21 protein-coding genes are annotated in these 23,374 nt (G+C 61.0%); 7 read left to right on the top strand and 14 right to left on the bottom strand.

What is annotated here, in order from left to right; all coding sequences use genetic code 11:
• Nucleotides 1-85: 85 nt before the first annotated feature.
• From HJB83_RS28875 to HJB83_RS28850, 6 genes are all read right to left on the bottom strand, one after another.
• Nucleotides 86-1,009 (bottom strand): ribokinase, encoded by a 924-nt coding sequence (locus tag HJB83_RS28875; RefSeq protein WP_221133076.1) that lies wholly within the window; start codon nucleotides 1,007-1,009, stop codon nucleotides 86-88.
• Nucleotides 1,006-1,467: an RbsD/FucU family protein gene (locus HJB83_RS28870; RefSeq protein ID WP_221133080.1), complete on the bottom strand. Its 462-nt coding sequence runs from the start codon at nucleotides 1,465-1,467 to the stop codon at nucleotides 1,006-1,008. The genes HJB83_RS28875 and HJB83_RS28870 overlap by 4 nt, the downstream gene beginning before the upstream one ends.
• 44 nt (nucleotides 1,468-1,511) lie before the next feature.
• Nucleotides 1,512-2,534 (bottom strand): LacI family DNA-binding transcriptional regulator, encoded by a 1,023-nt coding sequence (locus HJB83_RS28865; protein ID WP_221133075.1) that lies wholly within the window; start codon nucleotides 2,532-2,534, stop codon nucleotides 1,512-1,514.
• Nucleotides 2,535-2,551: 17 nt separating this feature from the next.
• Nucleotides 2,552-3,463 carry a carbohydrate ABC transporter permease gene (locus HJB83_RS28860; RefSeq protein ID WP_221133074.1) on the bottom strand — a complete coding sequence of 304 codons (912 nt, stop codon included), beginning with the start codon at nucleotides 3,461-3,463 and terminating at the stop codon, nucleotides 2,552-2,554.
• A complete protein-coding gene (locus tag HJB83_RS28855; RefSeq protein WP_221133073.1) occupies nucleotides 3,463-4,581 on the bottom strand; it encodes a carbohydrate ABC transporter permease in 1,119 nt (372 codons plus the stop codon). Before HJB83_RS28855 ends, HJB83_RS28860 begins: the two co-directional genes overlap by 1 nt.
• Before the next feature lie 172 nt (nucleotides 4,582-4,753).
• Nucleotides 4,754-6,394, bottom strand: a complete 1,641-nt coding sequence (locus HJB83_RS28850) for an extracellular solute-binding protein (protein ID WP_221133072.1) — start codon at nucleotides 6,392-6,394, stop codon at nucleotides 4,754-4,756.
• A 337-nt stretch (nucleotides 6,395-6,731) separates the two neighbouring features.
• On the opposite strand from HJB83_RS28850, the gene HJB83_RS28845 reads away from it, so the two are divergent.
• Nucleotides 6,732-7,799 carry an ABC transporter ATP-binding protein gene (locus tag HJB83_RS28845; RefSeq protein ID WP_207584591.1) on the top strand — a complete coding sequence of 356 codons (1,068 nt, stop codon included), beginning with the start codon at nucleotides 6,732-6,734 and terminating at the stop codon, nucleotides 7,797-7,799.
• Between the two features lie 99 nt (nucleotides 7,800-7,898).
• Here the strand turns inward: HJB83_RS28845 and HJB83_RS28840 are convergent, their stop codons facing one another.
• Genes HJB83_RS28840 through HJB83_RS28825 form a run of 4 tightly spaced genes read right to left on the bottom strand, consistent with a single transcriptional unit; the run spans nucleotide 7,899 to nucleotide 12,954 of the window.
• Entirely contained in the window at nucleotides 7,899-9,338 is a 1,440-nt protein-coding gene (locus tag HJB83_RS28840) for a coniferyl aldehyde dehydrogenase (protein WP_207584590.1), read from the bottom strand.
• A gap of 21 nt (nucleotides 9,339-9,359) precedes the next feature.
• Nucleotides 9,360-10,466: an NAD(P)-dependent alcohol dehydrogenase gene (locus tag HJB83_RS28835; RefSeq protein ID WP_221133071.1), complete on the bottom strand. Its 1,107-nt coding sequence runs from the start codon at nucleotides 10,464-10,466 to the stop codon at nucleotides 9,360-9,362.
• A 34-nt stretch (nucleotides 10,467-10,500) separates the two neighbouring features.
• Nucleotides 10,501-11,325: a p-hydroxycinnamoyl CoA hydratase/lyase gene (locus HJB83_RS28830; RefSeq protein ID WP_207584588.1), complete on the bottom strand. Its 825-nt coding sequence runs from the start codon at nucleotides 11,323-11,325 to the stop codon at nucleotides 10,501-10,503.
• A gap of 45 nt (nucleotides 11,326-11,370) precedes the next feature.
• Nucleotides 11,371-12,954, bottom strand: coding sequence for an AMP-binding protein (locus HJB83_RS28825; RefSeq protein ID WP_221117220.1), 1,584 nt, complete (start codon nucleotides 12,952-12,954; stop codon nucleotides 11,371-11,373).
• Nucleotides 12,955-13,170: 216 nt separating this feature from the next.
• On the opposite strand from HJB83_RS28825, the gene HJB83_RS28820 reads away from it, so the two are divergent.
• Nucleotides 13,171-13,656: a MarR family winged helix-turn-helix transcriptional regulator gene (locus HJB83_RS28820; RefSeq protein WP_221117219.1), complete on the top strand. Its 486-nt coding sequence runs from the start codon at nucleotides 13,171-13,173 to the stop codon at nucleotides 13,654-13,656.
• A 123-nt stretch (nucleotides 13,657-13,779) separates the two neighbouring features.
• Entirely contained in the window at nucleotides 13,780-15,186 is a 1,407-nt protein-coding gene (locus HJB83_RS28815; protein ID WP_221117218.1) for an adenylate/guanylate cyclase domain-containing protein, read from the top strand.
• Nucleotides 15,187-15,363: 177 nt separating this feature from the next.
• Here the strand turns inward: HJB83_RS28815 and HJB83_RS28810 are convergent, their stop codons facing one another.
• The 3 genes from HJB83_RS28810 to HJB83_RS28800 all read right to left on the bottom strand — a co-directional run bounded on the left by HJB83_RS28810 (nucleotide 15,364) and on the right by HJB83_RS28800 (nucleotide 17,591).
• A complete protein-coding gene (locus HJB83_RS28810) occupies nucleotides 15,364-15,867 on the bottom strand; it encodes an SRPBCC family protein (RefSeq protein ID WP_207584584.1) in 504 nt (167 codons plus the stop codon).
• A complete protein-coding gene (locus HJB83_RS28805; protein WP_221117217.1) occupies nucleotides 15,851-16,207 on the bottom strand; it encodes a helix-turn-helix transcriptional regulator in 357 nt (118 codons plus the stop codon). Before HJB83_RS28805 ends, HJB83_RS28810 begins: the two co-directional genes overlap by 17 nt.
• 478 nt (nucleotides 16,208-16,685) lie before the next feature.
• Nucleotides 16,686-17,591, bottom strand: coding sequence for a LysR family transcriptional regulator (locus tag HJB83_RS28800; RefSeq protein ID WP_207584582.1), 906 nt, complete (start codon nucleotides 17,589-17,591; stop codon nucleotides 16,686-16,688).
• A gap of 119 nt (nucleotides 17,592-17,710) precedes the next feature.
• Here HJB83_RS28800 and HJB83_RS28795 point away from each other — a divergent pair, with 119 nt between their 5' ends.
• Both HJB83_RS28795 and HJB83_RS28790 read left to right on the top strand, forming a co-directional pair.
• Nucleotides 17,711-18,133, top strand: coding sequence for a DoxX family protein (locus HJB83_RS28795; protein ID WP_207584581.1), 423 nt, complete (start codon nucleotides 17,711-17,713; stop codon nucleotides 18,131-18,133).
• 45 nt (nucleotides 18,134-18,178) lie between these two features.
• Nucleotides 18,179-19,051: an NmrA family NAD(P)-binding protein gene (locus tag HJB83_RS28790; protein ID WP_221117216.1), complete on the top strand. Its 873-nt coding sequence runs from the start codon at nucleotides 18,179-18,181 to the stop codon at nucleotides 19,049-19,051.
• Nucleotides 19,052-19,388: 337 nt separating this feature from the next.
• Here the strand turns inward: HJB83_RS28790 and HJB83_RS28785 are convergent, their stop codons facing one another.
• Nucleotides 19,389-20,285: an AraC family transcriptional regulator gene (locus tag HJB83_RS28785; protein WP_221117215.1), complete on the bottom strand. Its 897-nt coding sequence runs from the start codon at nucleotides 20,283-20,285 to the stop codon at nucleotides 19,389-19,391.
• 254 nt (nucleotides 20,286-20,539) lie between these two features.
• Between HJB83_RS28785 and HJB83_RS28780 the strand changes: the two genes are divergently transcribed.
• Entirely contained in the window at nucleotides 20,540-21,973 is a 1,434-nt protein-coding gene (locus HJB83_RS28780; RefSeq protein WP_246762832.1) for an aldehyde dehydrogenase, read from the top strand.
• Between the two features lie 71 nt (nucleotides 21,974-22,044).
• Nucleotides 22,045-23,364, top strand: coding sequence for an ABC transporter substrate-binding protein (locus HJB83_RS28775; RefSeq protein WP_207584577.1), 1,320 nt, complete (start codon nucleotides 22,045-22,047; stop codon nucleotides 23,362-23,364).
• Nucleotides 23,365-23,374 lie beyond the last annotated feature (10 nt).

Here is a 23,374-nt window from a genome sequence, read left to right as displayed (position 1 = left end):
CGACAACACTAGTTTGAGCTTCGTTAAACCGGGGCCTGTCAGCCTCATTCTTTGGCTGATGCGCCCGCGAGCCTGGCACGAACTCCTAGCGCAGCAAGGCGTCGATCTCGGCGCGCGAAGGCATGGCGGGGGCCGTGCCTGGCCGGGTCACGGCGATTGCCGCCGTCGCGCAACCGAAGCGGACGGCCTCGATCGGCGCATATCCTTCGGAGATCGCTGTCGCGAAGCCGCCCAGGAAGGCATCGCCAGCGCCCGTAGTGTCGACGACGTTGCCCGCAGAAAAGGCGGGTACAAATTCGCTCTGACCGGCCGTGTGATAGAAAGCGCCGCGTGCACCGAGGGTGATGATGACCGCTCTCGCTCCGCGATCCAGCAGGGTACGGGCCGCGGCTCGTGCCTGGTCATCCGTTTCGATCGCATGCCCCGCCAATTCGGCCGCCTCCACCTCGTTTGGAACGATGAAATCGCACAGGCCATAGATGCTGTCCGGTAGCGTGCGGGCGGGCGCCGGATTGAAAATCGTGGTGCCCCCTGCCCTTTTCGCCATCGTCAGGCCATGGACAGCCGCGTCGAGCGGTTGTTCAAGCTGGGTCATAAAAATGGCGGCGCTTTCGATCTCCGCCCGGTTCGCATCGACATCTTCTATGCCGATTAGACCAGCAGCACCCGGCGCGACGATGATGGCATTGTCGCCGCTCATTTCGTCGACGAAGATGAAGGCAGCACCGCTGGAAACGCCGTCCATCTTCATCACATTGGCTTTGACGCCGGCCACGGCATAGGCCGCAAGGGCCATCTCGCCGAACGGGTCGTTGCCGACCCGAGAGATGAAGGTTACCGTGCCGCCGGCCTTTGCCGCGGCTATTGCCTGGTTGGAGCCCTTGCCTCCCGGCCCAAGCGTGAAGCCCGACCCCATCAGCGTCTCGGCAATATGGGGCAGGCGCTTGGCCTTATAGGCGGTGTCGGCGGCAAAAATACCCAGAATGACGATTCCGCTTTTCCCGCTCATCTGACCGCCTCATCCGCCGGGATGACGCCCTTGGTCAGAAGGAAGCATCCATAAAATCGCAGTTCTCCCGTTGCGATCACACAATAGGCTTTTTTGGCGATGTCGTAGAACGTCATCCGCTCGACCGGATACATGGGCGATGACTTGCCTTCGGCGCGATCGACGATGACCTGGACTTCCTGTTGAATCGGCGGGATTTCGTCAGGCTTGCCGATCACTTCCATGCGCCCCGCCGAAGGCTGAATCGGGGTGTCCAGCGGGAAGACGGAGAGGACCGCATCTATCGCCTGCGGCGCGGAAATGTTTTCCATCGTCAGAAGCCTACCCAGACGCGTCTGGCGGGCGATCGAATCCGACGGAAAGTTCGTGTCGGAGATGACGAGATAGTCGCCGTGTCCCATGTTGCAAAGTGCTTGAAGAATATCGCCGTTGAGTTCGGCCCTGATTCCCTTGAGCATTTGATCTTTCCATCCCTTATAATGGCGGCAGTGCCGGCCTTGCATCAATTTTTATGCCCGGCGACCTTGGGCTGCGCGCACGGGCCACTCGAGCCCCGCACGATCAGCGATCCGTCGATCATCTCGTCTCCTGTGCCTGGCGGCTCTTCAAGGAGAAGGCTGACCGCCCGCCGTGCCAGCGTGTCGGCCGGCTGGCGTATGGTTGTCAGCCGTGGCACGACGAGGTTAGCGAGCGAAATGTCGTCGAACCCCGTCACGGACAGCTTGCGCGGCACGTCGATCTTTAGGTCGCGTGCAGCGCGTAGCGCGCCGATGGCCTGCTGGTCGCTGGCGGCCGCGATTGCCGTGGGTCGATCCTGTGGTGGGCGCGACAGCAGGTTGCGGGCAACTTTCTCACCGGACTCATAGTCGAATTTGCCATACGCGATTTCCAGTTCAACAGCCTCGCCGGTCTTTCCAAACAGGTCAATGCGGCCGACAAAGCCCTCTTTACGCATGCGCCCCGCCTCCGTGTCGGGTGGCCCAGCGATGTAGGCGATGTGGCGATGGCCCAACCCATAGAGATGGTCTGCAATCAGCGCGGCAGCTTGCGCATGGTTGGTCGACACCAAGGGAAAGGTGCCGAAGCGCCGGTCCAGCGATATGATTGGAACCGCTCCCTCCAAGGGGAGGCCCGAACCGTCGCTCGAAGCCACCACGATGATGCCACGCACCGACCGGTCGAGGAACGCGAAAACGTGGCTCTGCTCCGCCTCGCGATCGTCATGCGAACTAGCCAGCATGAGGCTATGCCCGCATTCGAGCGCGGCGCGCTCGACGCTTGCAGCAAGTTGCGCGAAGAACGGATTGGTGATGTCGGGAACGACGAGACCAATGACGTCGGTTTTGCTGGTGCGCAACGCTCTCGCGGTCACATTCGGCCGGTATCCGAGCGCAGAAATGGCGGCGCTGACCTTTTCGCGCAGCACAGGTTTGACCGCGGCTTCGCCCGACAGCACGCGCGAAACGGTGCCCACTGATACGCCCGCATACTCGGCGACATCCTTGATTGTAGGCATCTTTGACATTTTCGAACGTCCCGCTGCTACTTTACCGCTCCCGCGGTCATCCCGGCGATGATGTGCTTTTCCAGCATGACGCCGACAACAACCAGTGGCAGGATGCCGGCGGTGGAAAGAGCGGCCATCGACCACCAATTGATGCCCTGGCTGCCCGTCTGGCTGGCAATCATCACCGGCAATGTATTGGTATTGGTGGAAGTCAGCAGCGCGGCGAAGAAATATTCGTTCCAGCACAGGATCAGCGCCAGCAGAAAGGCGGCCACCATGCCCGGCAGAACGAGCGGCACGATGATGCGGGCAAACGCGCCCCAGATCGACAGTCCGTCGACAAGCGCTGCCTCCTCGAGCTCAACCGGAACCGTGGCGAACTGGTCGCGCATGATCCAGACGACAATCGGCAGGACCATCAGTGTATAGACGGCGATCATTCCCACATAAGTGTCCAGCAGCGCCAGTTCCTTGTAGAGAACGAGGAACGGCAGGGCGAGAACGACGGGCGGCATTATGAGCTGCGACAAGAAGAAGAACGAAATGTCGGAGTTGCGCATATGGCCGAACTTGTACGAAAAACGGCTGAGGCCATAGGCCGCGAGCGATCCGAGCACGACCGCAAGAGCCGATGCCGCGACCGAAATGATGACGCTGTTCCAGAGCCTGCGCATGAACTCGTCGCGCACGGTCGAGATCTGGAAAATCGTATCCGGGGAGAGCCCGAGCGAGCGCCAGCCAAGCCAGTTGGGGGCAAAATTGAACCAGGGGATCAGGTTGCCGCGCATGACGTCAGCCGCTGTCTTGAACGAGGTCGAGACCGTCCAGAACAGCGGGAAAATGCAGACAAATGCCCAGGTGACCAGCAGGCCGTAGATGGCGAAACGCATGGCCCACCAACGAATGCGCTGACCGCGCGCGTATTTTTCGAAATCGATCCGAACCATCAGAGCCTTCCTGTCATGCGCTTCACGATACGGTCGGAAATCTTCATCAGCCCGGTCATGCCGAAAACGATGATCACCAGATAGACGAGCGCGAGAAGGGTGCCGTATCCAACATTTGAACGGTCGCGATATTCGCGATAGATGAAACTGGTGACGGAATCGGTCGCCCCGCCGGGACCTCCCGATGTCACCGTAATGATGATGTCGGCGAGCTTGAGCTTGAAGATGATGCGGATCATCACCGCCGTTACCGAAACCGGCAGCATGAGCGGGAAAATCACCTTCCAAAAGCGTTGCCACCTGGTGGCACCATCGACTTCGGCCGCCTCCAGCACTTCCCGCGACAGGCCCTGCAGTCCGGCGAGCAGCATGATCATCATGAACGGAATGAAGGTCCAGGCATCCATAATCATGATCGAAAGCCGCGCCACGAGCGGATCGCCGAAGAAGGAGGGATTTTCCCAGCCGAGCCAGCGGGCGAACCGCGCGACCGGGCCGAAGCGGGTTTCCATCATCGACTTGCCGACCATCCAGCTCACCGCGACCGGCGACAACATCAAGGGCACCAGAAAGGTGACGCGCCAGAACTTGCGGGCAAGGATTTCCTGATTGAGGAGCAACGCCAGGCCGAACGCGATTGCGTATTCGACGACGATCGCCAGGCAATAAAGGATCATGTTGAGCAGGGCATTGCCATAGAACGGATCGGTGATCATCCGGCGTACATTGTCGAACCCGTTGAAGCGCCGCCCGGCCGAAGAGGCGAGGTTCCAATCAGAAAAGCCGATCCAGAGCGCAAAGATCAGCGGGAATACCACCATCGACACAACGAAAAGCGCGGCCGGTAGAACAAAAAGCGCCTTCTTGCCCGACTCGCCGTAAATGACGACGCGGGTGACGCAGAGAACTGCGGCCCAGAGAAAATAGGCATAAAGTATCGGGCGCCAGTTCGAAAAACCCCAATCGATCCAGCCCAACGTATGGGCACCCTGCAATGCAAATGACGTTACGAACCATATGGCGCTCAGCCACAGAACCGCTTGGCCCCAGAAACGACGGCTCGCGGAAATTGAGCCGGCTTCGACCGTGTGCAGCAGGTCGCCTTCGACTGTCGACATGATATTCCTCGCCCGAACAGAATGGGCGCTGGCGAAATCGTTGCCGATCCGCCAGCGCGCTCACAGCGCCGCGCGTCTGAAAGACGCGCAAAGGACGCTGTACACTTTGAATTGCTGCATAATTTTATCCTCAAATCGATTCCGATTTAAGGAATTATGCAGCAGTCACCGATCAGAGCCCGAGGCTCGTCCGATAAAGTTTCAGCTGGCTATCGCGGCCGATCTGGTCGGTGATCTTTTCCCAGGCGGCCGCAATCGCATCCGCGGTCTCCTGTGCCGACTCGTACTGTCCGGCAAAACCCTTCGCCAGTTCGTCTTCGGCGACGGAGTAATATTGGAAGATGCCGGGGATACGCGGTTCGATAGCGGCGTTCGGGTGGTTGTAGCTATCGACGTTCGAACCCAGATAGTCCTCGATATAGGCGCGGTCGTAACCTGCCTTTTCCCATTCGTCATAGTTGAAGTTGGACTGACGATAGGGTTGGAAGCCGGAGGGATAGGCCGACGTCCACAGAGAAAGATCCTTGCCGCCGAGATGGGCAGCAGCAGACCAGGCCGCCTTGCGCTTTTTCTCGTCGCTGGAGACCTGCTTGGTAACGTAAATGCCCCAGCCCAGATAGGCCATGTTAGGCGCTTCGTTATACTTGTCTTCCCACTGCCCGGTCTTGCGGTTGTAGACACGGTTGGAGCCGCGGTTGATGCCGAAGCCGACCACGTCGCCGACGACCGAGGTGTCGGAGGTGCGTGCGCTGGAGCCGACATCGCCCCACCACATCAACATTGCGCCGGTGCCGGCCAGGAACTGCGAGAAGGCTGTGGTGCCGGGATCGGCATTGATCTGGTCGGCTGGATAGGCCTTCGCCGCAATCAGATCCAAGACGTCCTGGATCGCCTGAACCCATGCCGGGTTATTGACCAGCGGCTTCATGTTTTCAGGATCGAAAAGCCAGGCCGGGTCGCCCGGATATTTAGCATAGGCCGTTGCGCGGTTCTCGATGAAATAGAAGCCGAAACCGCCCCATCCCTTGAGGGGATCGAGATAGCCGTAGGCTGGCTGACTGGTCAGCGGATCGGTCTTGCCGATCAGCGCCTGGGAAGCTGCATTCACTTCTTGCCAGGTCTTCGGCGGCTCGGCCATGCCGCTGATCGAGCCTTCGCCGAAGTAATCCTTGCGGTAGGCGAAGGTGTGGCAGTCGCCATCGATCGTCACGCGATAGGTCTTGCCATCCCAGGTGCCGACCGGTGGCTTCAGGTAGCTGACCATGTCGTCCGCCTCGATCTGCTTTGCAACCCAGTCAGGCATCTCGTCCAGAAGCCCGCGTCCGGCGGTGTCGCCTTCGAACGGTGCACCCATCTCCAGGATGTCGAAGTCGACCGTGCCGGTTGCGATCGATTGTTGAAGGCGAGCGTTGTAATCAGCCTGAGCAAGGTCGATCCAGTTGATCTTGGCGCCCGTATAGGCTTCCCACGGCTTCAGGAATCCGCGGAACAGGAAGTTGTGGAGGTTCTGATTGTTGAGCCCCATGAAGGTCAGCTCGACACCGGCGAACTCGCCCTGCTTGACATTGGCCTTGGTCGGACCGAGGCAAAGCTCGCCGACCTTCTGCCAATCTGAGTCCGTCGGCGAGCCCTTGCCGACACCTGGAATTTTCAGGATCTGGGCGCGCAGATCATCGGCAGCAAACGCCGTGCCGGCAATGCCGCCCATCGCGCCAGACAGCCCGAGCAGAGCTGCGGCACTTGCCGTTCCGCGCAAGACGTCGCGGCGACTTGCCTGACGGCGCATCAATGCATCATATATTTCAACTCTCATGCCTTCCTCCTCCATGTTTCGTTGTGCTGCCGCCAGCTGGCCTTGCCGGGCTGGCTCCAGTGCTTTTTTACACTGGCCTCGTGCGGAACTATCTGGTAACAAGAAAATGAAACGTTTCATATCTTGCCTGAAACCGCTCCTCCCGGTCTCGATTTCGAGAATTAGACGGCAGGTGGAAAAAGTCAACAGGAAATGAAACGTTTCATGGAGGAGGCCGGACAGGTAGTTTCAAATCGGCAAAAGGCGGCTCATCGGCCCTCTTGCAGGAAGCACCTGTCGTGAGATGTACGGCCCTTGGGGAGCGCCCGGGGGCCGGCAGAAAGCGAGTGGGAGGCACATGGCTGAGGTCAATATTTCGGGGGCACGCAAGGCCTACGGCGCGTTAAATGTCCTGCATGGCGTCGATATAGAAATCCGCGACGGCGAGTTTGTGGTGCTTGTCGGCCCTTCCGGTTGTGGCAAGTCAACTCTGTTGCGCATGGTGGCAGGGCTCGAAAGCATCACCGACGGCACGATTTCAATCGGCAGAAACGTCGTCAACAATCTCCCCCCGAAGGACCGCGATATCGCAATGGTCTTCCAGAGCTATGCGCTCTATCCGCACAAGACCGTTGCCGAAAACATGGTTTTTGCGCTTCGCCTACAGAAGCAGCCAGCCGACGTTATCAAACAGCGCCTGCAGGCGGCGGCCGAAACACTCGATCTCGTGCCTTACCTCGACCGTTATCCGCGCCAGCTTTCGGGTGGCCAGCGGCAGCGTGTGGCGATGGGGCGGGCCATCGTCAGATCTCCGCAGGTATTTCTGTTCGACGAACCTTTGTCGAACCTCGATGCCAAGCTGCGCGTTCAGATGCGCAAGGAGATCAAGGAACTGCACCAGCGGCTGAAAACCACGACCATCTACGTCACGCATGACCAGGTCGAAGCGATGACCATGGCCGACAAGATCGTGGTGATGCAGGGAGGCAAGGTCGAACAGATCGGCACGCCGCTGAAACTCTACGACCGTCCCAACAACACGTTCGTGGCAACCTTCATCGGCTCGCCGTCGATGAACCTCCTGAAAGGCCGGTACAAGGCCGATGGCGCTATCTTCGTCACCGAGACCGGCGACGAGATCAGTCTTGGTTTCACACCCGAAGCAACAGACGGGCAGTCCGTGCTCCTCGGCGTTCGCCCCGAACATCTGTCGCTCGCCGAACGCGGCTTGAAGGCAACGGTCAGCGTCACCGAACCCACCGGCCATGAAACGATGGTGTTCCTGCGCTACGGGCCGGGCGAACTTGTCGCGGTGTTTTCGGAACGCCATGAGTTCGAGCCCGGGCAAGTCGTGACGGTGGCTCCCCGTACGGAAAAGCTCCATCTATTTGATGCTGGATCGGGCAAGACGCTGCGGCTCGATTAAGCCGCCACGCCTTCGGATAAGGGACGCTTGACGGTACGTCGAATGAACAGGGATCGATGGCCTCGCAAATATGCGGTGCCATCAATCCCTGTTCTGTCGTTACTTGCAGATCGCCGCGGCCAGGAAGCCGCGCATTGCCTCGCCGAAGGGCGGGCGCATCATATATTCCGCTTCCACCATCTTGCTCTGGTGGTAGACGGCGCGCGGATGCGAGAAGGCGAGGAAGCCGAATTTGCCGTGATAAGCGCCCATGCCCGAATGGCCGACGCCGCCGAAGGGTAAGCCTTCCGCCGTGACATGGCTCATGCAATCGTTGACCGTCACCCCGCCGGAGGTCGTATTGTCGAGAACCCGGCGCTCCTCGTCACCATCCTGGCTGAAGTAATAGAGAGCGAGCGGGCGCGGCTTGGCATTGATCCGATCAATGACGTCGGCGATATCGCGATAGGCAATAACCGGCAGCACCGGCCCGAAGATTTCCTCCTGCAGCACGCGCATGTCTTCGGTGGGATCGAGGATCAGGGTCGGCGGTATGCGATGGGCCGATTGCTGGGAGAAATTCTCCGCCGCCGGGTTGATCTCGACGACGCGGGCACCCTTGGCCCTGGCGTCGGCGACCAGGCTCTGGACGCGGGCATGATGGCGGGCATTGACGATCGAGGTGTAATCAGGATTTTCCTTCAGCCCCGGATACATCGCGCCGACCGCTGCGGCCGCATGTTCGGCGAAGGCCGTCACACTTTCCTCGGGCACATAAACATGGTCCGGTGCCAGGCAGATCTGGCCGGCGTTCAGCGTCTTGACGGTCATGACGCGACGCGACGCGTCCGCGAGGTCGGCCGAGCGGCCGATGACGACGGGGGACTTGCCGCCGAGCTCAAGTGTCAGCGGCGTCAGGTTTTCCGCCGCCGCGCGCATGACGTGGTGGGCGATCGCGGTGCCGCCGGTGAAGATCAGATGGTCGAAGGCAAGTGATGTAAAGGCCGTGCCCGTGGCCGGTCCGCCCTGCACGACGGCGATTTCCGTTTCGTCGAAGGCGCCGGCAATGAGTTGCGCCATCAAGGAGGAGGAAGCCGGCGTCACCTCTGACGGTTTGATCATGGCGCGGTTGCCGGCGGCGAGAATGCCGGCAAGCGGCGCAAGGGCCAGCTGATACGGGAAATTCCAGGGGCTGAGTATCCCGACCACCCCCTTCGGCTGATAGACCACTTCGGCCACCGCGTCCGGGAATAATGCCTCGTGCTGCTCGGGCTTCAGCCATTCGGCGAGATGGCCCTTGGCATATTTGAGCGAACCGACGCAGGTGAAGACATCGAGAAGCAGGCTCGCCTCGACGCTGCGGCTGCCGAAATCCTGCGACAGCGCCGCGGCGATCGCATCCTTGTAGTCGACGAGAAGAGCGATGACGCGATCGATGCGATCGGCACGGGTTTGGATGCTTGGTGGCCCTTCCCTCAGGAAGGACGCCCTTTGCCGTTCGAGCAGCGCCTTCATGGCATCGGGACTGGTATCGGTAGCGATTGGGGCGACGGTGTTCATTCTTTCCTCCCTTGAACGGTGTCAGACGGCCGGCTGGCGCACGACCGGTTTCAGCACGATGCCCTTTTCGGCATCCTCCACCGCCCGGTTGATGTCGGCGAAATCATAGAAGGTGACGAGCCTGTCGAAGGGGAAGCGGCCCTGTCGGTGAAGGTCAATCAGCAGCGGGATCAGCACGTCGGGATTGGAATCACCCTCGACGATGCCGCGCACCCGGCGTCCACCGGAGAGAATATGAGTGAGATCGAGCGTCAGCGTCGCGCCATGGGGCGAAGCGCCGACAATGCCGCAGGTGCCGCGCGGCGCCAGCACCCGCACGCACTGGTCGATGACGGCGGGCACGCCGGAGGCATCGATCGCATAATCGACGCCCGCGCCCGTCAGCGCCATGATCGCGGCGACGGCGTCGCTCGCTTTGCCGTTGACGATATCGGTCGCGCCGAGTTCAGCGGCAAGCGCCAGCCGCGCCTCGTTGACGTCGACGGCGATGATGCGCGAAGCGCCGACGATCCGCGCCGCCATGACGGCGGCGAGGCCCACGGACCCCATGCCGAAAACCGCAAGCACTTTTCCCGGTTCGACCTTGAGCGCATTCATGACCGCGCCGGCGCCGGTCTGGATGCCGCAGGCAAGCGGCCCGAGCAGCGCCAGATCGGCATCGCTTGGCACTTTCACGATATTGCGCTCATGACAGAGCGCGTGGCTGGCAAAGGAGGATTGCCCGAAAATATTGCCGTTCACCCGCTCCCCTCTATAGGAGAGCCCGCTCGAACCATCGGCGCGCGAACCGAAGAAATTGCGCGGGAAGAATTCGTGGCAATAGGTCTCCTCGTGATCGTTGCAGCTCGGGCAATGACCGCAGGAATTGAAGGTCATGACCACGTGATCGCCTGGCGCTACCTTGGCAACGCCCGGCCCGACACGCTCGACGATTCCAGCACCTTCATGGCCGAGCACCACCGGCTGCGGCACCGGCAGATGCTGGTCGCGCATGACGATATCGGTGTGGCAAACCCCGGTCGCGACGACGCGAACCAGGATCTCCCCCTCGCGCGGCTCCTCCAGATCGAGGCTTTCCAGCGAAAACGGCATATGCGGCGCACGCGCCACCGCGGCATGAATCTTCATGGTTTCCTCCTCCTGATGATTTGCCCGCGAACCCTCAGCGGCCGCGCTTGTAGGCACCGAGCCCCGGCTGATAGGTCTTGTCGTCGAGGAACTGCTTCAGCCCCTCGTCGCGCCCCTTGGTCTTGTCGAGAAACAGCATCTGCTCCAGCTTGGCGTAGATGTAATCGTCGGCCAGATCCCAGGGCAGGTTGCGCACGCGCTTATAGGTATCCTTGGCGGCCTTCAGCGTCACCGGGTTCTTTTCGAGCAGGCTGGCGCAGATCTTGCGGACCCGAGTTTCAAGCTCGGCCAGCGGCACGGCCTCATTGACCAGACCCATTTCGGCGGCCTTGCGCCCGCCGAACAATTCGCCGGTCATGATGTAGTAGAGCGCGTCGCGATGGCGCATCACCTCGGCGACCGCGCGGGTAACGTTGCCGCCCGGCAGGATGCCCCAATTGATCTCGGAAAGGCCGAAATTCGCTTCCTCGGCGGCGATGGCGAGATCGCAGGAAACCAGCGGCGTGAAGGCGCCGCCGAAGCACCAGCCATTGACCATGGCGATCGTCGGCTTTTCGAAATACATCAGCCGGCCCCACCAGCCGCCGGATTGGCGCCGCGCCTTCAGCGTGGCATCGCGCGGCTTGTCGTCATTGTCGCGGAAATATTCCTTCAGATCCATGCCGGCGGACCAGGACTCGCCGGCGCCGCGCAGGACGAGAACGCCGCAGCGCTCGTCGCCCTCGAGTTCATCGAGCACTTCCATCATCCGGGCGTTCAAAGCCGGATTCATCGCATTGCGCTTTTCAGGGCGGTTCAGGGTCACGAAAGCGATGCCGTTATCGAATTCGACCAGAACCGGCGATTGATTTTCAGTCATGGGTCTACTCCATTGGTTTCGGCATTGAATGCCGGGGCCGCTTCATCAGGCCTGTCGTTGAAGGGTTTCGTCGGAATGCAACCGGCGTAGAACATGTTTCTGCACCTTGCCGGAGGCGGTGCGGGGAATACTCTCGATGAAGAGGATGCGGGCCGGGCGCTTGAAGGCGGAGAGCCTTGCCGCGCAATGGCCGGCAATCTCCTCGCCCGTTGCCGCGGCACCCGGCCGCTGCACGACATACGCGACGCCGCATTCGCCCCACCTGATATCGGGAATACCGACGACCGCGACGTCGAGGATATCGGGATGGCTTGCGAGCGCTGCTTCGACCTCGGCGGGATAAACATTCTCGCCACCGCTGATATACATGTCCTTCAGCCGGTCGACGATCTGATAGAAGCCGTTGGCTTCGCGGCGGCCGAGATCGCCGGTGCGGTACCAGCCGTCGGTGAAGGCGACAGCGGTCTCTTCAGGCTTGTTCCAATAGCCCGGCGTCACCGCCGGCCCGCGCAGCCATAATTCGCCGATCTCGCCTTCCCCGACGTCGCTGCCCTCTTCGCCGACGATACGGATGTCGAGAAGCGGTGCGGGAAGACCGACACTGCCGGGATTATCCTGGACGGCACGCCGGTCGATCGGCACATGCAGCACCGTTCCCGCCTCGCTCATGCCGTAACCGTTGACCAGTGCCACGCCATCGCCGAGATAGCTTTCGATCAACGGCTGGGTCAGCGGCGCGCCGCCGACGAAGAGCGCGTGCAGGCCGGAAAGAGCCGCGGCGCTATAAGCGGGGTCGCCGCGCAGGGCGAGCGCGATCTGCGGCACGGCGAAATAATGGCTGATGGCGCGTTGCCGATCGGCAAGGACTGCGAGTGTGCGCGCCGGCGTGAACCGGTCGGAGACGACAAGCGTGCCGCCCAGCATCAATGTTGTGCGCGCCACGGCGATCAGGCCGATCGTGTGGAAGAACGGCAGGTCGCACAAAGCGACCGATCCCGGCCCTATCTCGCCGACGAAGGAAAAATTGACGGCAGCAAAGAAGGCGTTGCTGCGGGTGATGACGACGCCCTTCGGCTGGCCCGTCGTGCCCGACGTATAGAGCAGGACGCAAGGCTGATCCGCATCGACGGGCACGGGCTCCCCCGGGAGGCTCGCCTCGATCCGCGCGGCAAACCCGCCCGGGCCATCGGCCGTCGCGATCACCGTCATCTGGGGATCAACGTCCGCAAGGCTTGTCACGGCTGCCGAAAACTCTTCGTCGTGGACCAGGAGAGCTGGCGTGCAATCGGCAAGGATCGGCCGAAGCTCGGCGGCATTGAGGCGCCAGTTAAGCGGCACGTAGATGGCGCCGGCGCGCTGGCAGGCAAAGGCAAGCACGAGCGAATCCATCGAATTGCGCGCCAGCATGGCGACACGCGCCCCGTCCCGCCGCTCTCCCAGCATATCGCGGAGGAAACCGGCGCAGCGGGCAATCCGCACATCGAGTTCGGCATAGGTCAGCTGCCGGCCGGTGGCGATCTCGAACAGAGCCCGACGATCCGGCGCGACGCGGGCGCGGTAGAGGATCGGATCATCCTTCACCAGTCCGCAATCCGCCGAAGAAGCCATCCCGGAAAAGGAATGCACCATTTTCTCCTCCCATGCCCGCCGCTCCTCCGCCGCAGGCATCAAATTTGTATGCAACACATACTAATATCTTTTTCCGACGAGATGCAAGAGGCTGTTTTTCGGCAAATCCGAGCCTTCGGAGGATCGCGGGAAAATATCCCTGCTGCCGCCAACAGGGATATTGACTAACCCGCTGATTTTGATGGTTATGATCCCCGAACGAAACGAGAGCGGACGATGCGCACAAAACCCCCGCCGGAGGATGTCGAAGCCGAGGAGGCCTCCTTTACGCCGCCGCTCGACGTCGGTCGGCTCGGCGATCTCCTGGGCTTTCATCTGCGCATGGCGCATGTCGCGATCTATCGCGACTTCGCTGAAACCATGGAGGAGCTTCGGCTGACGCAGAAGCAGCTCGCAGTGATGGAACTTGTCGCGGGCAATCCCGGCGTATCGCAGATCGACCTTGCCAATACGCTCGGCACCGATCGCGCGACCATGATGGCCCTCGTCAATCGGTTGGCGGCCCGTGACTTCATCGAGCGCCGTCCTTCCGCGGCAGATCGCCGGCGCCAGGAACTGCATCTGACGGAGGCGGGACGCGCCATGCTCGCGCGGGCACGCGCGCTGATCGCCATGCATGAACAGCGCTTCATCGAGCTGTTTTCGCCGGACGAAATGGATGCGCTGTTGGCCGCGCTGAAGCGGATCTATAAGGGGGGCTGAAACCCGCTTCCGCTTGTGAAGCAAGCAGCATTTAAGCCCATAGATTTCTATTGGGAAACTCCCGTGTTATGATCCCGGCCCTGGCGTTGTCCGCCGTGGGTTATGCACACGGAGACTTGTCTCATGAGTGAAATGGACGGGCTTTTTGCCACATTGCGACAGGCGGCTGACCCGCAGACGGTCGAGTGTATAGAAAACGTCGTCATGCATGGCTCGGATCGCGATCTCAATCGCATCAATGCGCTCGCCTTCGCCAAGACGCATCATCTCGATGAAGAGAAAACGATCGCAGCGCTTCTGCATGCAGCCCGCATAGGGGCGTTCGAGATGACCTGGAATGTCCTTTGCCCGGGATGCGGCGGAGTTCTTGACAGTGGCGCAACTCTCAAAGGGGTCGTCCATGAGACGTACCATTGTGCGCTTTGCGCCGCCGGATACGAACCCACCCTCGACGAGATGGTCGAGGTAACGTTCACAGTCAGTCCACGCGTTCGCAGGATCGCTGCCCACGACCCCGATCGGCTGACTCCGCTTGAATACTACCGCCAAATCTTCTTCAGCTCCGGCGTCGACTTGCCGGAGGATCTGGAAGCGAAGTTCGCCCGCATCATGTTGGAGATGATCGAGTTGGCTCCGGGCGAGAAGGCTTTCGTCTCACTGCAACTGCCGGCGCAATTCGTCATCATCTTCGATGCGGTAACGCACTCGGCGCAGTTCATCGACGTGAAGGGTGAGCCCACCGACGAACGTCAAAACCTCTCAATGGTCATCAGTCGGGGGCATGCGCTGAACGAAACGGTCACGCTGCGTCCCGGCTTGCTGCGGCTGACCCTTGAAAACCACACCGATAGCAGAGTCGTACCAAACGTTTGCATCGCTGGAGATGACCTGCACGATCTGCTGGGTAGCAGGCGCGCTTTTCTGACCGCTAAACGTCTGCTGACGAACCAGAGTTTCCGCGACATCTATCGGACCGACACGCTCGACGTCGACCAGCGCCTCAAAATCACCAGCCTGACTTTCCTCTTCACCGACCTGAGAGGCTCGACTGCTCTTTACGAGCGCGTCGGAGATCTTGCCGCTTTCGATCTGGTGCGGGCGCATTTCAGGGTTTTGCACGAGATCGTCGCCACGGAGGCCGGAGCGGTGGTCAAAACCATAGGCGATGCCGTGATGGCGACCTTTCCGAGCCCGGACCGCGCAGTGGCGGCCGCACTTCGGATGCGGGAGGCGATGCTTCGTCTAAATGCCGAACACGGCAGCGACGATCTCCTGCTGAAGATCGGCATCCATGAAGGACCATGCCTTGCAGTCAACCTGAACGACCGGCAGGACTATTTCGGCCAGACCGTCAACATCGCTTCCCGCGTTCAGGGCCTTGCCGATCCCAACGTGATCATGACGACGGAAGCGATTGTCGGGGATGCCCAGGTTTCGGAGATCCTGCGTGACAGCGGCATAAAATCCGCCTCCCGGATGGCGGAACTTCAGGGCATCGGGCGGGAAGTCAGAATTTTTGCCCTGTCGTGAGGTTGGTCTGCTCTTCGAGGTCAAGTGAACGTCAGCAGTTTCCGCTACGGTCCATTGCGGACTTTCATTGGGCAATCTGTGTTTGGCAGCTTCGCGCTTTCGCTCCGGCCAGAAAGGCCGTGGAGTCACGTCCTCCCAAGAGCAGACGTTCCCACGAGGCGAGCTTCCCGACCCTCGCTACTCGCCCAGGCTGGAAAGCAATTCGTCGAGCTGCTCCAACTGCTCCGGCAATGCGGCCGCCGAGCCCTGTAGTGCTTCCTCAAGCGCCTGCTTGGACGGATAGACTTCGTGGAAATTGAGTAGTGTCCTCCCGCCCTGGTCCTCGAAGGTCACGGTCGTGATCGCGCCCTCTTCGCCCTCGTCGTTGGTCCAGACGATGCGCTCGTTCGGCACCACCTCGAGATACTTGCCGTAGAAGGCCATGGTGTCCGAACCGCCGGCGCCGAATTCCAGCCGATATTTGCCGCCGGTACGGACGTCCATATCGCACGACACGAGCGACACGCCGGATACCGATTTTGGCATCCACCAGCGCTGGAACAGCTCGGGCTGGCTCCACGCCTTGTAAACCGTGCTCGGCGGCGCATTGAATGTCCGCGTTACGACGAGTTCGCGATCCCCTCTGCGCTCGACTGACGTGCGGTTCTGCGCATCACCTGCACTGTTAACTTGCTGAGTCATCCCTTCCCTCCTGTTTCATTTCGCTGATGATTTCGTCCAATGCTTCGAAGCGGGCCTGGAAGAGCTTGCGATGCGCCTCGATCCACTCGGCCTCCGCCTTGAGGCCGCGTTCCCCAAGCTTGCAGGTTCTCACCCGTCCGATCTTCTGCGTGACGACGAGCCCCGCCCGCTCAAGAACCTGGACGTGCTTCTTCATGCCGGTCAGCGTCATCTGGAACTTATCCGCGAGACTGGTGATCGACGCGTCCCCTCGCCCAAGCTGATCGATGATCCCGCGGCGGGTCGCGTCGGACAGCGCCGCAAACGAGAGATCGAGAGGAGGACCTAGATACTGAACCATCTAGTTCAGTATCTACCCTGTTCGCGCAGGAAGCACAAGCGTCCCGAACTTTCCACGCCGTAGACCGGCATCCGAGGTCATACGCCGCGGCGGCGGCAGCAAAAATCGTCTGGCGTGGGCCGACAGCTGCAGAAGTGTTTCGGCAGCTTCGCGCCCTCATCCTCGCCGTTCCCAGGCAAAGTGAGCCGCCCCCGAAAGCGACCATTCGTTCCCATTGCCCGTTTGCTGCCTTACGGAGATCGACGGGCGGCCCCGGATAAGGTTGCGAGCAACAGGATAGCTCCGAACCTGATACGGAATGGTTCTGTTGCATTGGCACGGCGTTGTGGAGACAGAAGGCGGAAAGTTTGAGGATATCTCTGTCAGATTTCAAAAGGTCGCCGGTTTCAGTGTCGCATTCTGTTGGACCGCCGGCCGCCGACCGGCAGACACAACTTCAGAATGTTGATTTCGAGGGCCGGATGAAGATGTTCGTCTCCTATTCCAGATACGGTGTCAGCACATCTTCGATCCATTTCATGAATGCGCGGACTCGGCGCGAAAGATTGCTCCGATGTGCTACGACGAGGGAAACGGCGAGCGCCCGGCGACGAAAATCGGGTATGATCTCCACAAGCGCTCCACTCTCTAAGTATGGGCCAATCCCCAAGAGTGGCGCCTGAATCAAGCCAAGGCCAGCGAGGGCAGCAGCTTCGTAGGTCTGCGCGCTGTTGACGTGTAGCGCACCTGGCAACTGAATCGTCGCGTAACTGTCGCCGTCCGGATATTCCCATCCATAGGGTCTTGCGCCTAGCATCGTCGAAAAATGAATTGTCCGGTGTTCCTGACGCTGGAGATCTTCTAGCGATCGAGGAGTGCCATAGCGCGCCAGGTAGGCGGGACTGGCAGCGTTGACCATGCGCAACAGTCCCAGTGGGCGGGCAATTAGCGTCTCGTCCCTTATGGGTCCAAGCCGCAATACACAGTCGAACCCCTCTTGAACCAGATCAACCTGGCGGTCCGTACTCGACACCTCCAGCTCCAATTCGGGATAAGTCGCCATGAAATCCGGCAAGACCGGCACGATCGTTTTGCGCGCAACCTCGGTCGGAAGATCGACCCGTAAACGCCCGCGAAGTGCCACGTGATCGCCTGCGAACATCGAGTGTAGGTCATCGACTTCAGCAAGCAGATCGCGGGCACGGGCATGAAATGCGCGCCCGTCCTCCGTCAACTGCACGCTGCGCGTCGTCCGGTGCAGGAGCCTGACACCGACATCTTCTTCCAGCTTCCGGACCGCCGTTGAGGCTCTCCCCTTTTGGATGCCCAGGCTATCGGCCGCGCGGGTGAAGCTCCCCATTTCTGCTACCGTTATGAAAATGAGGATGGGTTCGAGATTCTGCATTTTCGTGCCTCGGCATTGTTCTCCACAAAGAGAACAGTTAGTTAATTTCCTCGGTGTTTATCGTACCTAGGCGACACAGTAAGCTCCGAATATGGGATCCCCTCATCGGAGAATGACAAGTGTCCGAAACTATGAAGCTGCATCAGGTGCCTGAAACTATGACCTTGCATCGTGCCCTGTGGGCCGGCCGGATAATGAGCGCGTTTGTCGTTCTCGCTCTGGTGGCAGACGGCACTATTCAGCTTTTCGCGCCGGCACAGATCGCGAGCATGTTGCAGGAAACCGGGTTCGCGATGGACCTGACCCGTGTCGTGGGTCCGATCATACTCGCCTGCGCCATCCTTTACGCCATCCAGGCCACTGCCGTCCTCGGCGCGATCCTAGTGACGGGCTTTTTGGGAGGTGCCATCTGCGCCCATGTCCGCATTGGTGAGTTGGGGTCGCCGCCGGAAATCATTTCCCTGCTTCTGGGCGCGATGACATGGGGCGGCCTCTACGCGCGCGATCCCCGAATCCGGGCCATTCTACCGCTCATTCATTGAACCAACAGGGGCAGTGCTCTGTCCCTCATCATCAGGAGAAAACACATGTTTTTAGTAATGGGAATCACGGGAAAAGTGGGCGGCGCAACGGCGGAACATCTGTTGACGCACGGCAAGGAAGTGCGCGCGCTCGTCCGCAATCGCGAGAAGGCGGTTAACTGGGCGAACCAGGGCGTGGAACTGGTAGACGGCGATTGGAATGATTCGGCAGCCATCGAGCAAGCGCTCAAAGGCGTCGAAGGCGTGTTCGTCATGTTGCCGGCTGTCTGGGCGCCCTCGCCCGATTACAAAGAAGCAAAGGGCGTGATTGCAAACTATGTTGAGGCGCTCACCAAGGCAGCGCCGCCGCGAGTGGTTGCCCTTTCGTCGATGGGTGCGAACAGAACCAGCGGGCTCGGGATGCTCACGGCCTTGTCGCTTCTGGAGCAAGGTTTTCGCGACTTGACATCCCCAATCGCATTTGTGCGTGCAGGCGGCTTCTTCGAAAATTTCCTCTACGGCTTGCAGGTCGCCCGGGGCGGAACGCTACCGGTCTACTACAATCCGACAGACCGGAAATCGACCATGGTCGCGACGAACGACATCGGCGCGGAAGTCGCAACCCTTTTGACCGGGCCAGCGTGGTCAGGGCAGCGCGTCGTCGAGCTTGGTTCGATGGTCACCGCGGATGAAGTCGCGGAGCAATTGGGTGAAGTCCTGAATCTCGACGTGAAAGCCTTTGCAGTCCCGCGTGCAGGATGGGCGGAAGCGTTCGAGCAATTCGGCATCCCGAAGGGCCACACCGGACCTGCCGAAGAAATGTTTGAGGCCGTGAATGCAGGATGGATGGACCTCGGAATCGCGGGTACGGAGCACGTAGCGGGTACGATGTCCGCACGCGATGTATTCGAGGCTGCACAGAACACCGCCAAAGCGTAAATCCGGGACGGATCAAGTATGAGACGGAGACTGCCCGCTTCTGCGCCGGACGCATCGCGGGCAGAGCTCAACAGCTCAAAGCAACGCGAAGCGCCTCCACTCCCGCCTGCCAGGCTCAACCTTGCCGCGCAGGCGGTTCCTAGGCCAAATGCGGCTATCCACGTCTCTTCATTCCATAGCGGACCGGCAGCTTGCGGCCCCAAAGCGGTCGTTCACCCGATCCGTTGTGACGGTTACTATTGGCGCATTGCAGTCCTACGTCTGTTGGAACTTCCATATCAATGTGATTTGCGATCCAAGACCGGCAAATTCCAACTTTGACCAATGAACCCCGAGCCTAAGGCCAATCGGCATAGCCCGAGGAGAGCATGCTGTTTTCCGATCCGGCCGACGCGCGGGCGATCTCGCGGTAGCCGGCGGGGGAAAGGCCGGTCTTGCGTTTGAAGAAATGGCTGAAATAGGTCGGGTCGCGAAAGCCGAGGCCGTCGGAGATTTCTTGGATATTGCGGGCCGAGCGCTCCAATCTCAGCTTTGCCTCCTGCACCACGCGCTCGTGCAAAAGCTGGATCGGCGAGCGGCCGAGCGCCCTTTGGCAGATCGAATGAAGCCGGTCGGCGGTGACGCCCAATTCCGCGGCGTAGTCGCTGATGGGCCGGTGCTGGCGGAAGCCGGCCTCGACGAGTTGCCGATATCTTTGCAGGATCGATCCGGTTTCGCCCTGCCCGCGCGGCTCGCTTCTCTCGCCATCCCCGCGCCACAGCGCCATCAGGATCAACCTGATATAGGCGGACGCGACCATCCAGGAGGAACGCAAGGGATCACTGAGTTCCCGCACGAAACCCAAAATCAGCGGACTGATTTCGGCTATCAGCAGGGGATCCAATGCCTCGACCAGCCTGCGCTGCTCGGTGAAGATGCGCAGCGAATAGGATTCCACCTTGTCGCCGATCGCATCGACCATGATCTGCGGCGAGGTTCCAACGAGATGGGCAGCGGTTCCGGCAGAAATCGACAGGTCGCAGCGAGCCTGAGGCGGCAGGAAGGCAAGCAGCGGTCCCTGCAACGGCCGATCCTCGCCGCTGTCGAAGTGAAGCTCGGCCCGCCCCTCCCCGAGCAGAAGGAAATGGTGGAAATCGGCATAGAGTCCTTTCTGAAGACGGATGCGCCGATGCGAAAGCGACGGCGCGTGCCACTCGCCCCTGGCATAATGATGAATGCCTCCGTCCGTCGCCAACGCCTCTCCTCCGCTTCCACCAATCATTGCAGCAATCGCCGGATAATTACAATATTAACCCAATAAATCGCATTCCATCCGCCGATGATCGGCGTAACCTGACCGTCATCAGCCTTTGGGAGGAGGCATTCCGACAGACACACAGATGGTCAGGCGGCCTTGAGGCTGCGGCGTCGGCTCGTCTTTCTCCCCATGGCAACAATGCAAGCGCCAGCACATGGCGGGTGGGTGAAACAGTGTTTTCGGCAAAGCTGATGATCAATAACGAGGCGATGGAGGCTTTCGAGGGGGCCACCTTCGAACGCATGGATCCGCTGACCGGCGATGTCGCAACGATTGCTTCGGCGGGATCCGTCGCCGACATGACGCGGGCAGCCAATGCGGCCGCAGCCGCCTTTCCCGACTGGTCACAGACCGGCCCCGGCGAACGGCGCCGGCTTCTGAATGCCGCCGCCGATCTGCTGGAGGCCCGCACGCCGGAGCTCATTGCCGCCATGACCGGCGAAACCGGCGCCACCGCCCAATGGGCGGCGATCAATTGCGGGCTCGGCGCCGATATTCTTCGCGAGGCGGCGGCGATGACCACGCAAATATCAGGCGAACTCATTCCGTCGGGCATTCCCGGCAGCCTCGCTATGGCCGTGCGCCAGCCGGCAGGCGTCTGCGTCGGCATTGCCCCCTGGAACGCGCCGATCATTCTCGGCACCCGCGCCGTCGCCATGCCGCTTGCCTGCGGCAACACCGTTGTCCTGAAGGCCTCCGAACTCTGCCCGAAGACCCATGGCCTGATCGGCGACATCATGCGTGACGCCGGTTTCCCGCGCGGCGTCGTCAATGTCGTCTCCAATGCGCCGAGCGATGCCGCCGCAGTCGTCGCCGCCCTGATCGCCCATCCGGCCGTGCGCCGCATCAACTTCACCGGCTCCACGCGTGTCGGCAGGATCATCGCCGAAGCCTCGGCACGCCATCTGAAGCGCTGCCTGCTCGAACTCGGCGGCAAGGCGCCGTTCATCGTGCTTGCCGACGCCGATATCGACGAGGCCGTCAGCGCCGCCGCCTTCGGCGCCTTCATGAACCAGGGCCAGATCTGCATGTCGACGGAGCGGATCATCCTGATGGACGAGATCGCCGACCACTTCGTCGGCAAGTTCGGGACGAAAGCCGCGACCCTCGTTGCAGGCCACCCAGGGGACGGCAACACGCCGCTCGGGACGCTGATCAACGCAGAGGCGGTGCGCCGCGTCAGGTCGCTTATCGACGACGCGCTGCAGAAGGGTGCAGTCCTCGTCTGCGGCGGTCAGGCCCACGGGACGCTGATGGACGCGACCGTCATCGATCACGTGACGCCGGCCATGCGCATCTACCGTGAGGAGAGCTTCGGGCCTGTCGCGGCGATCGTCAGGGTCGGCAGCGTTGACGAGGCCGTGACGGTCGCCAACGACAACGAATACGGGCTCTCGGCCGCCGTCTTCAGCGCCGACGTCAGTGCCGCGCTTGCCGTTGCCATGCGGCTCGAATCCGGCATCTGCCACATCAATGAGGCCACAGTTTCCGACGAGCCGCAGATGCCGTTCGGCGGCGTCAAATCGAGCGGCTACGGGCGCTTCGGCGGCAAGGCCGCGATCGACGAATTCACCGAGCTGAGATGGATCACCATGGCATCGGGAAAACGGCACTACCCGATCTAATCACCAGATCGGGCGGGATGAACAATGGGAGCAGGCCCAAGAGGCCAGCATCAAGAGGGAGGAATGATTTCATGAACGGCATTTTCCGCAACGGAAAATTCAACGCAGCATCGCTCACCCGCCGCTCTTTCATCGCATCGGCCGCAGCGGGCGGAACAGCACTGGCGCTCTCCGGTCGCACGGCCTTCGCTCAGAGCGGCGATACGCTGAAGGTCGGCTTCATCAGCCCGCGCACCGGCCCGCTCGGCGGCTTCGGCGAGACCGACGGTTACGTGCTCGACCTCGCGCGCAAGGCGCTGGCGAACGGCCTGCAGGCGGGCGGCAAGACCTGGAAGGTGGAGATCCTCGACCAGGACACCCAGTCCGATCCCTCGCGCGCCGGCCAACTGGCGAAGGACCTGATCAACAACAAGGCGATCGACCTGATGCTCGCCGTCTCGACGCCCGAAACCATCAATCCGGTGGCCGACGCCTGTGAAGCGGCCGGTATTCCCTGCCTCTCGACAGTCATGCCCTGGGAAGCCTGGTATTTCGGTCGCGGCGCCAAGCCGGGCGCGCCTTCACCGTTCAAGTGGACCTATCATTTCGGCTTCGGCGTCGAAGAGTTCCACAAGGCCTATGTTTCGCAATGGAACCTGATCGAGACCAACAAGAAGGTCGGCGTCATGTATCCAAACGACGCCGATGGCAATGCGATCCGCACCCATCTGGCGCCGGCGCTTGCCAAGGCGGGCTTCACCATCGTCGATCCCGGCGCCTATGAAACCGGAACCACCGATTTTACGGCGCAGATCGCTCTCTTCCGGCAGGAGGGCGTCGAGATCTTCAACTCGTTCCCGATACCGCCAGATTTCGCCGCCTTCTGGCGTCAGGCCGCGCAACAGGGCCTTACCCAGCAGATCAAGATCTGCCAGGTCGCCAAGACGGGGCTGTTTCCTTCCGACATCGAGGCGCTCGGCGACCTCGGCTTGAACATTGGCAGCGCCGCCTACTGGCATAAGGCCTTCCCCTACAAATCGACGCTGACGGGCGTGTCCGGAACCGAGCTCGCAGACGGCTACGAAACGGCAAGCGGCAAACAGTGGACACAGCAGCTCGGCGCCAGCCTTGCACTTCTCGATGCAGGCTTCGATGCGCTGAAGGCCAGTACCGACGTCAAGAGCAAAGAGGCAGTGGCCAAAGCGATCAGCACGCTGAAGACGACGACGATCGCCGGCAAGGTCGACTTCACCAGCGGCCCGGTCGCCAACGTCTCTCCCGGGCCGATCATCGGCACGCAATGGGTGAAGGCGGCAGAGGGCTCGAAATTCGCGCTCGACTATGTCGTCACCGAAAACGCCACCGACCCCAATGTGCCGGTCGGCGCCAAGCTCATCGCTTATAACGGATAACGGATAACGG

The sequence above is a fragment of the Rhizobium sp. NZLR11 genome (assembly GCF_019685115.1).
Taxonomy (GTDB): domain Bacteria; phylum Pseudomonadota; class Alphaproteobacteria; order Rhizobiales; family Rhizobiaceae; genus Rhizobium.
Note: the sequence above shows the minus strand (reverse complement) of the source record. Positions and strands in the feature narration are given on the sequence as shown.

What these genes read in the sequence shown, in the direction of transcription:
- HJB83_RS28875 (WP_221133076.1), bottom strand. Translation starts at nt 1,009, where the DNA reads ATGAGCGGGAAAAGCGGAATCGTCATTCTGGGTATTTTTGCCGCCGAC.
- HJB83_RS28870 (WP_221133080.1), bottom strand. Translation starts at nt 1,467, where the DNA reads ATGCTCAAGGGAATCAGGGCCGAACTCAACGGCGATATTCTTCAAGCA.
- HJB83_RS28865 (WP_221133075.1), bottom strand. Translation starts at nt 2,534, where the DNA reads ATGTCAAAGATGCCTACAATCAAGGATGTCGCCGAGTATGCGGGCGTA.
- HJB83_RS28860 (WP_221133074.1), bottom strand. Translation starts at nt 3,463, where the DNA reads ATGGTTCGGATCGATTTCGAAAAATACGCGCGCGGTCAGCGCATTCGT.
- HJB83_RS28855 (WP_221133073.1), bottom strand. Translation starts at nt 4,581, where the DNA reads ATGTCGACAGTCGAAGGCGACCTGCTGCACACGGTCGAAGCCGGCTCA.
- HJB83_RS28850 (WP_221133072.1), bottom strand. Translation starts at nt 6,394, where the DNA reads ATGAGAGTTGAAATATATGATGCATTGATGCGCCGTCAGGCAAGTCGC.
- HJB83_RS28845 (WP_207584591.1), top strand. Translation starts at nt 6,732, where the DNA reads ATGGCTGAGGTCAATATTTCGGGGGCACGCAAGGCCTACGGCGCGTTA.
- HJB83_RS28840 (WP_207584590.1), bottom strand. Translation starts at nt 9,338, where the DNA reads ATGAACACCGTCGCCCCAATCGCTACCGATACCAGTCCCGATGCCATG.
- HJB83_RS28835 (WP_221133071.1), bottom strand. Translation starts at nt 10,466, where the DNA reads ATGAAGATTCATGCCGCGGTGGCGCGTGCGCCGCATATGCCGTTTTCG.
- HJB83_RS28830 (WP_207584588.1), bottom strand. Translation starts at nt 11,325, where the DNA reads ATGACTGAAAATCAATCGCCGGTTCTGGTCGAATTCGATAACGGCATC.
- HJB83_RS28825 (WP_221117220.1), bottom strand. Translation starts at nt 12,954, where the DNA reads ATGGTGCATTCCTTTTCCGGGATGGCTTCTTCGGCGGATTGCGGACTG.
- HJB83_RS28820 (WP_221117219.1), top strand. Translation starts at nt 13,171, where the DNA reads ATGCGCACAAAACCCCCGCCGGAGGATGTCGAAGCCGAGGAGGCCTCC.
- HJB83_RS28815 (WP_221117218.1), top strand. Translation starts at nt 13,780, where the DNA reads ATGAGTGAAATGGACGGGCTTTTTGCCACATTGCGACAGGCGGCTGAC.
- HJB83_RS28810 (WP_207584584.1), bottom strand. Translation starts at nt 15,867, where the DNA reads ATGACTCAGCAAGTTAACAGTGCAGGTGATGCGCAGAACCGCACGTCA.
- HJB83_RS28805 (WP_221117217.1), bottom strand. Translation starts at nt 16,207, where the DNA reads ATGGTTCAGTATCTAGGTCCTCCTCTCGATCTCTCGTTTGCGGCGCTG.
- HJB83_RS28800 (WP_207584582.1), bottom strand. Translation starts at nt 17,591, where the DNA reads ATGCAGAATCTCGAACCCATCCTCATTTTCATAACGGTAGCAGAAATG.
- HJB83_RS28790 (WP_221117216.1), top strand. Translation starts at nt 18,179, where the DNA reads ATGTTTTTAGTAATGGGAATCACGGGAAAAGTGGGCGGCGCAACGGCG.
- HJB83_RS28780 (WP_246762832.1), top strand. Translation starts at nt 20,540, where the DNA reads ATGATCAATAACGAGGCGATGGAGGCTTTCGAGGGGGCCACCTTCGAA.
- HJB83_RS28775 (WP_207584577.1), top strand. Translation starts at nt 22,045, where the DNA reads ATGAACGGCATTTTCCGCAACGGAAAATTCAACGCAGCATCGCTCACC.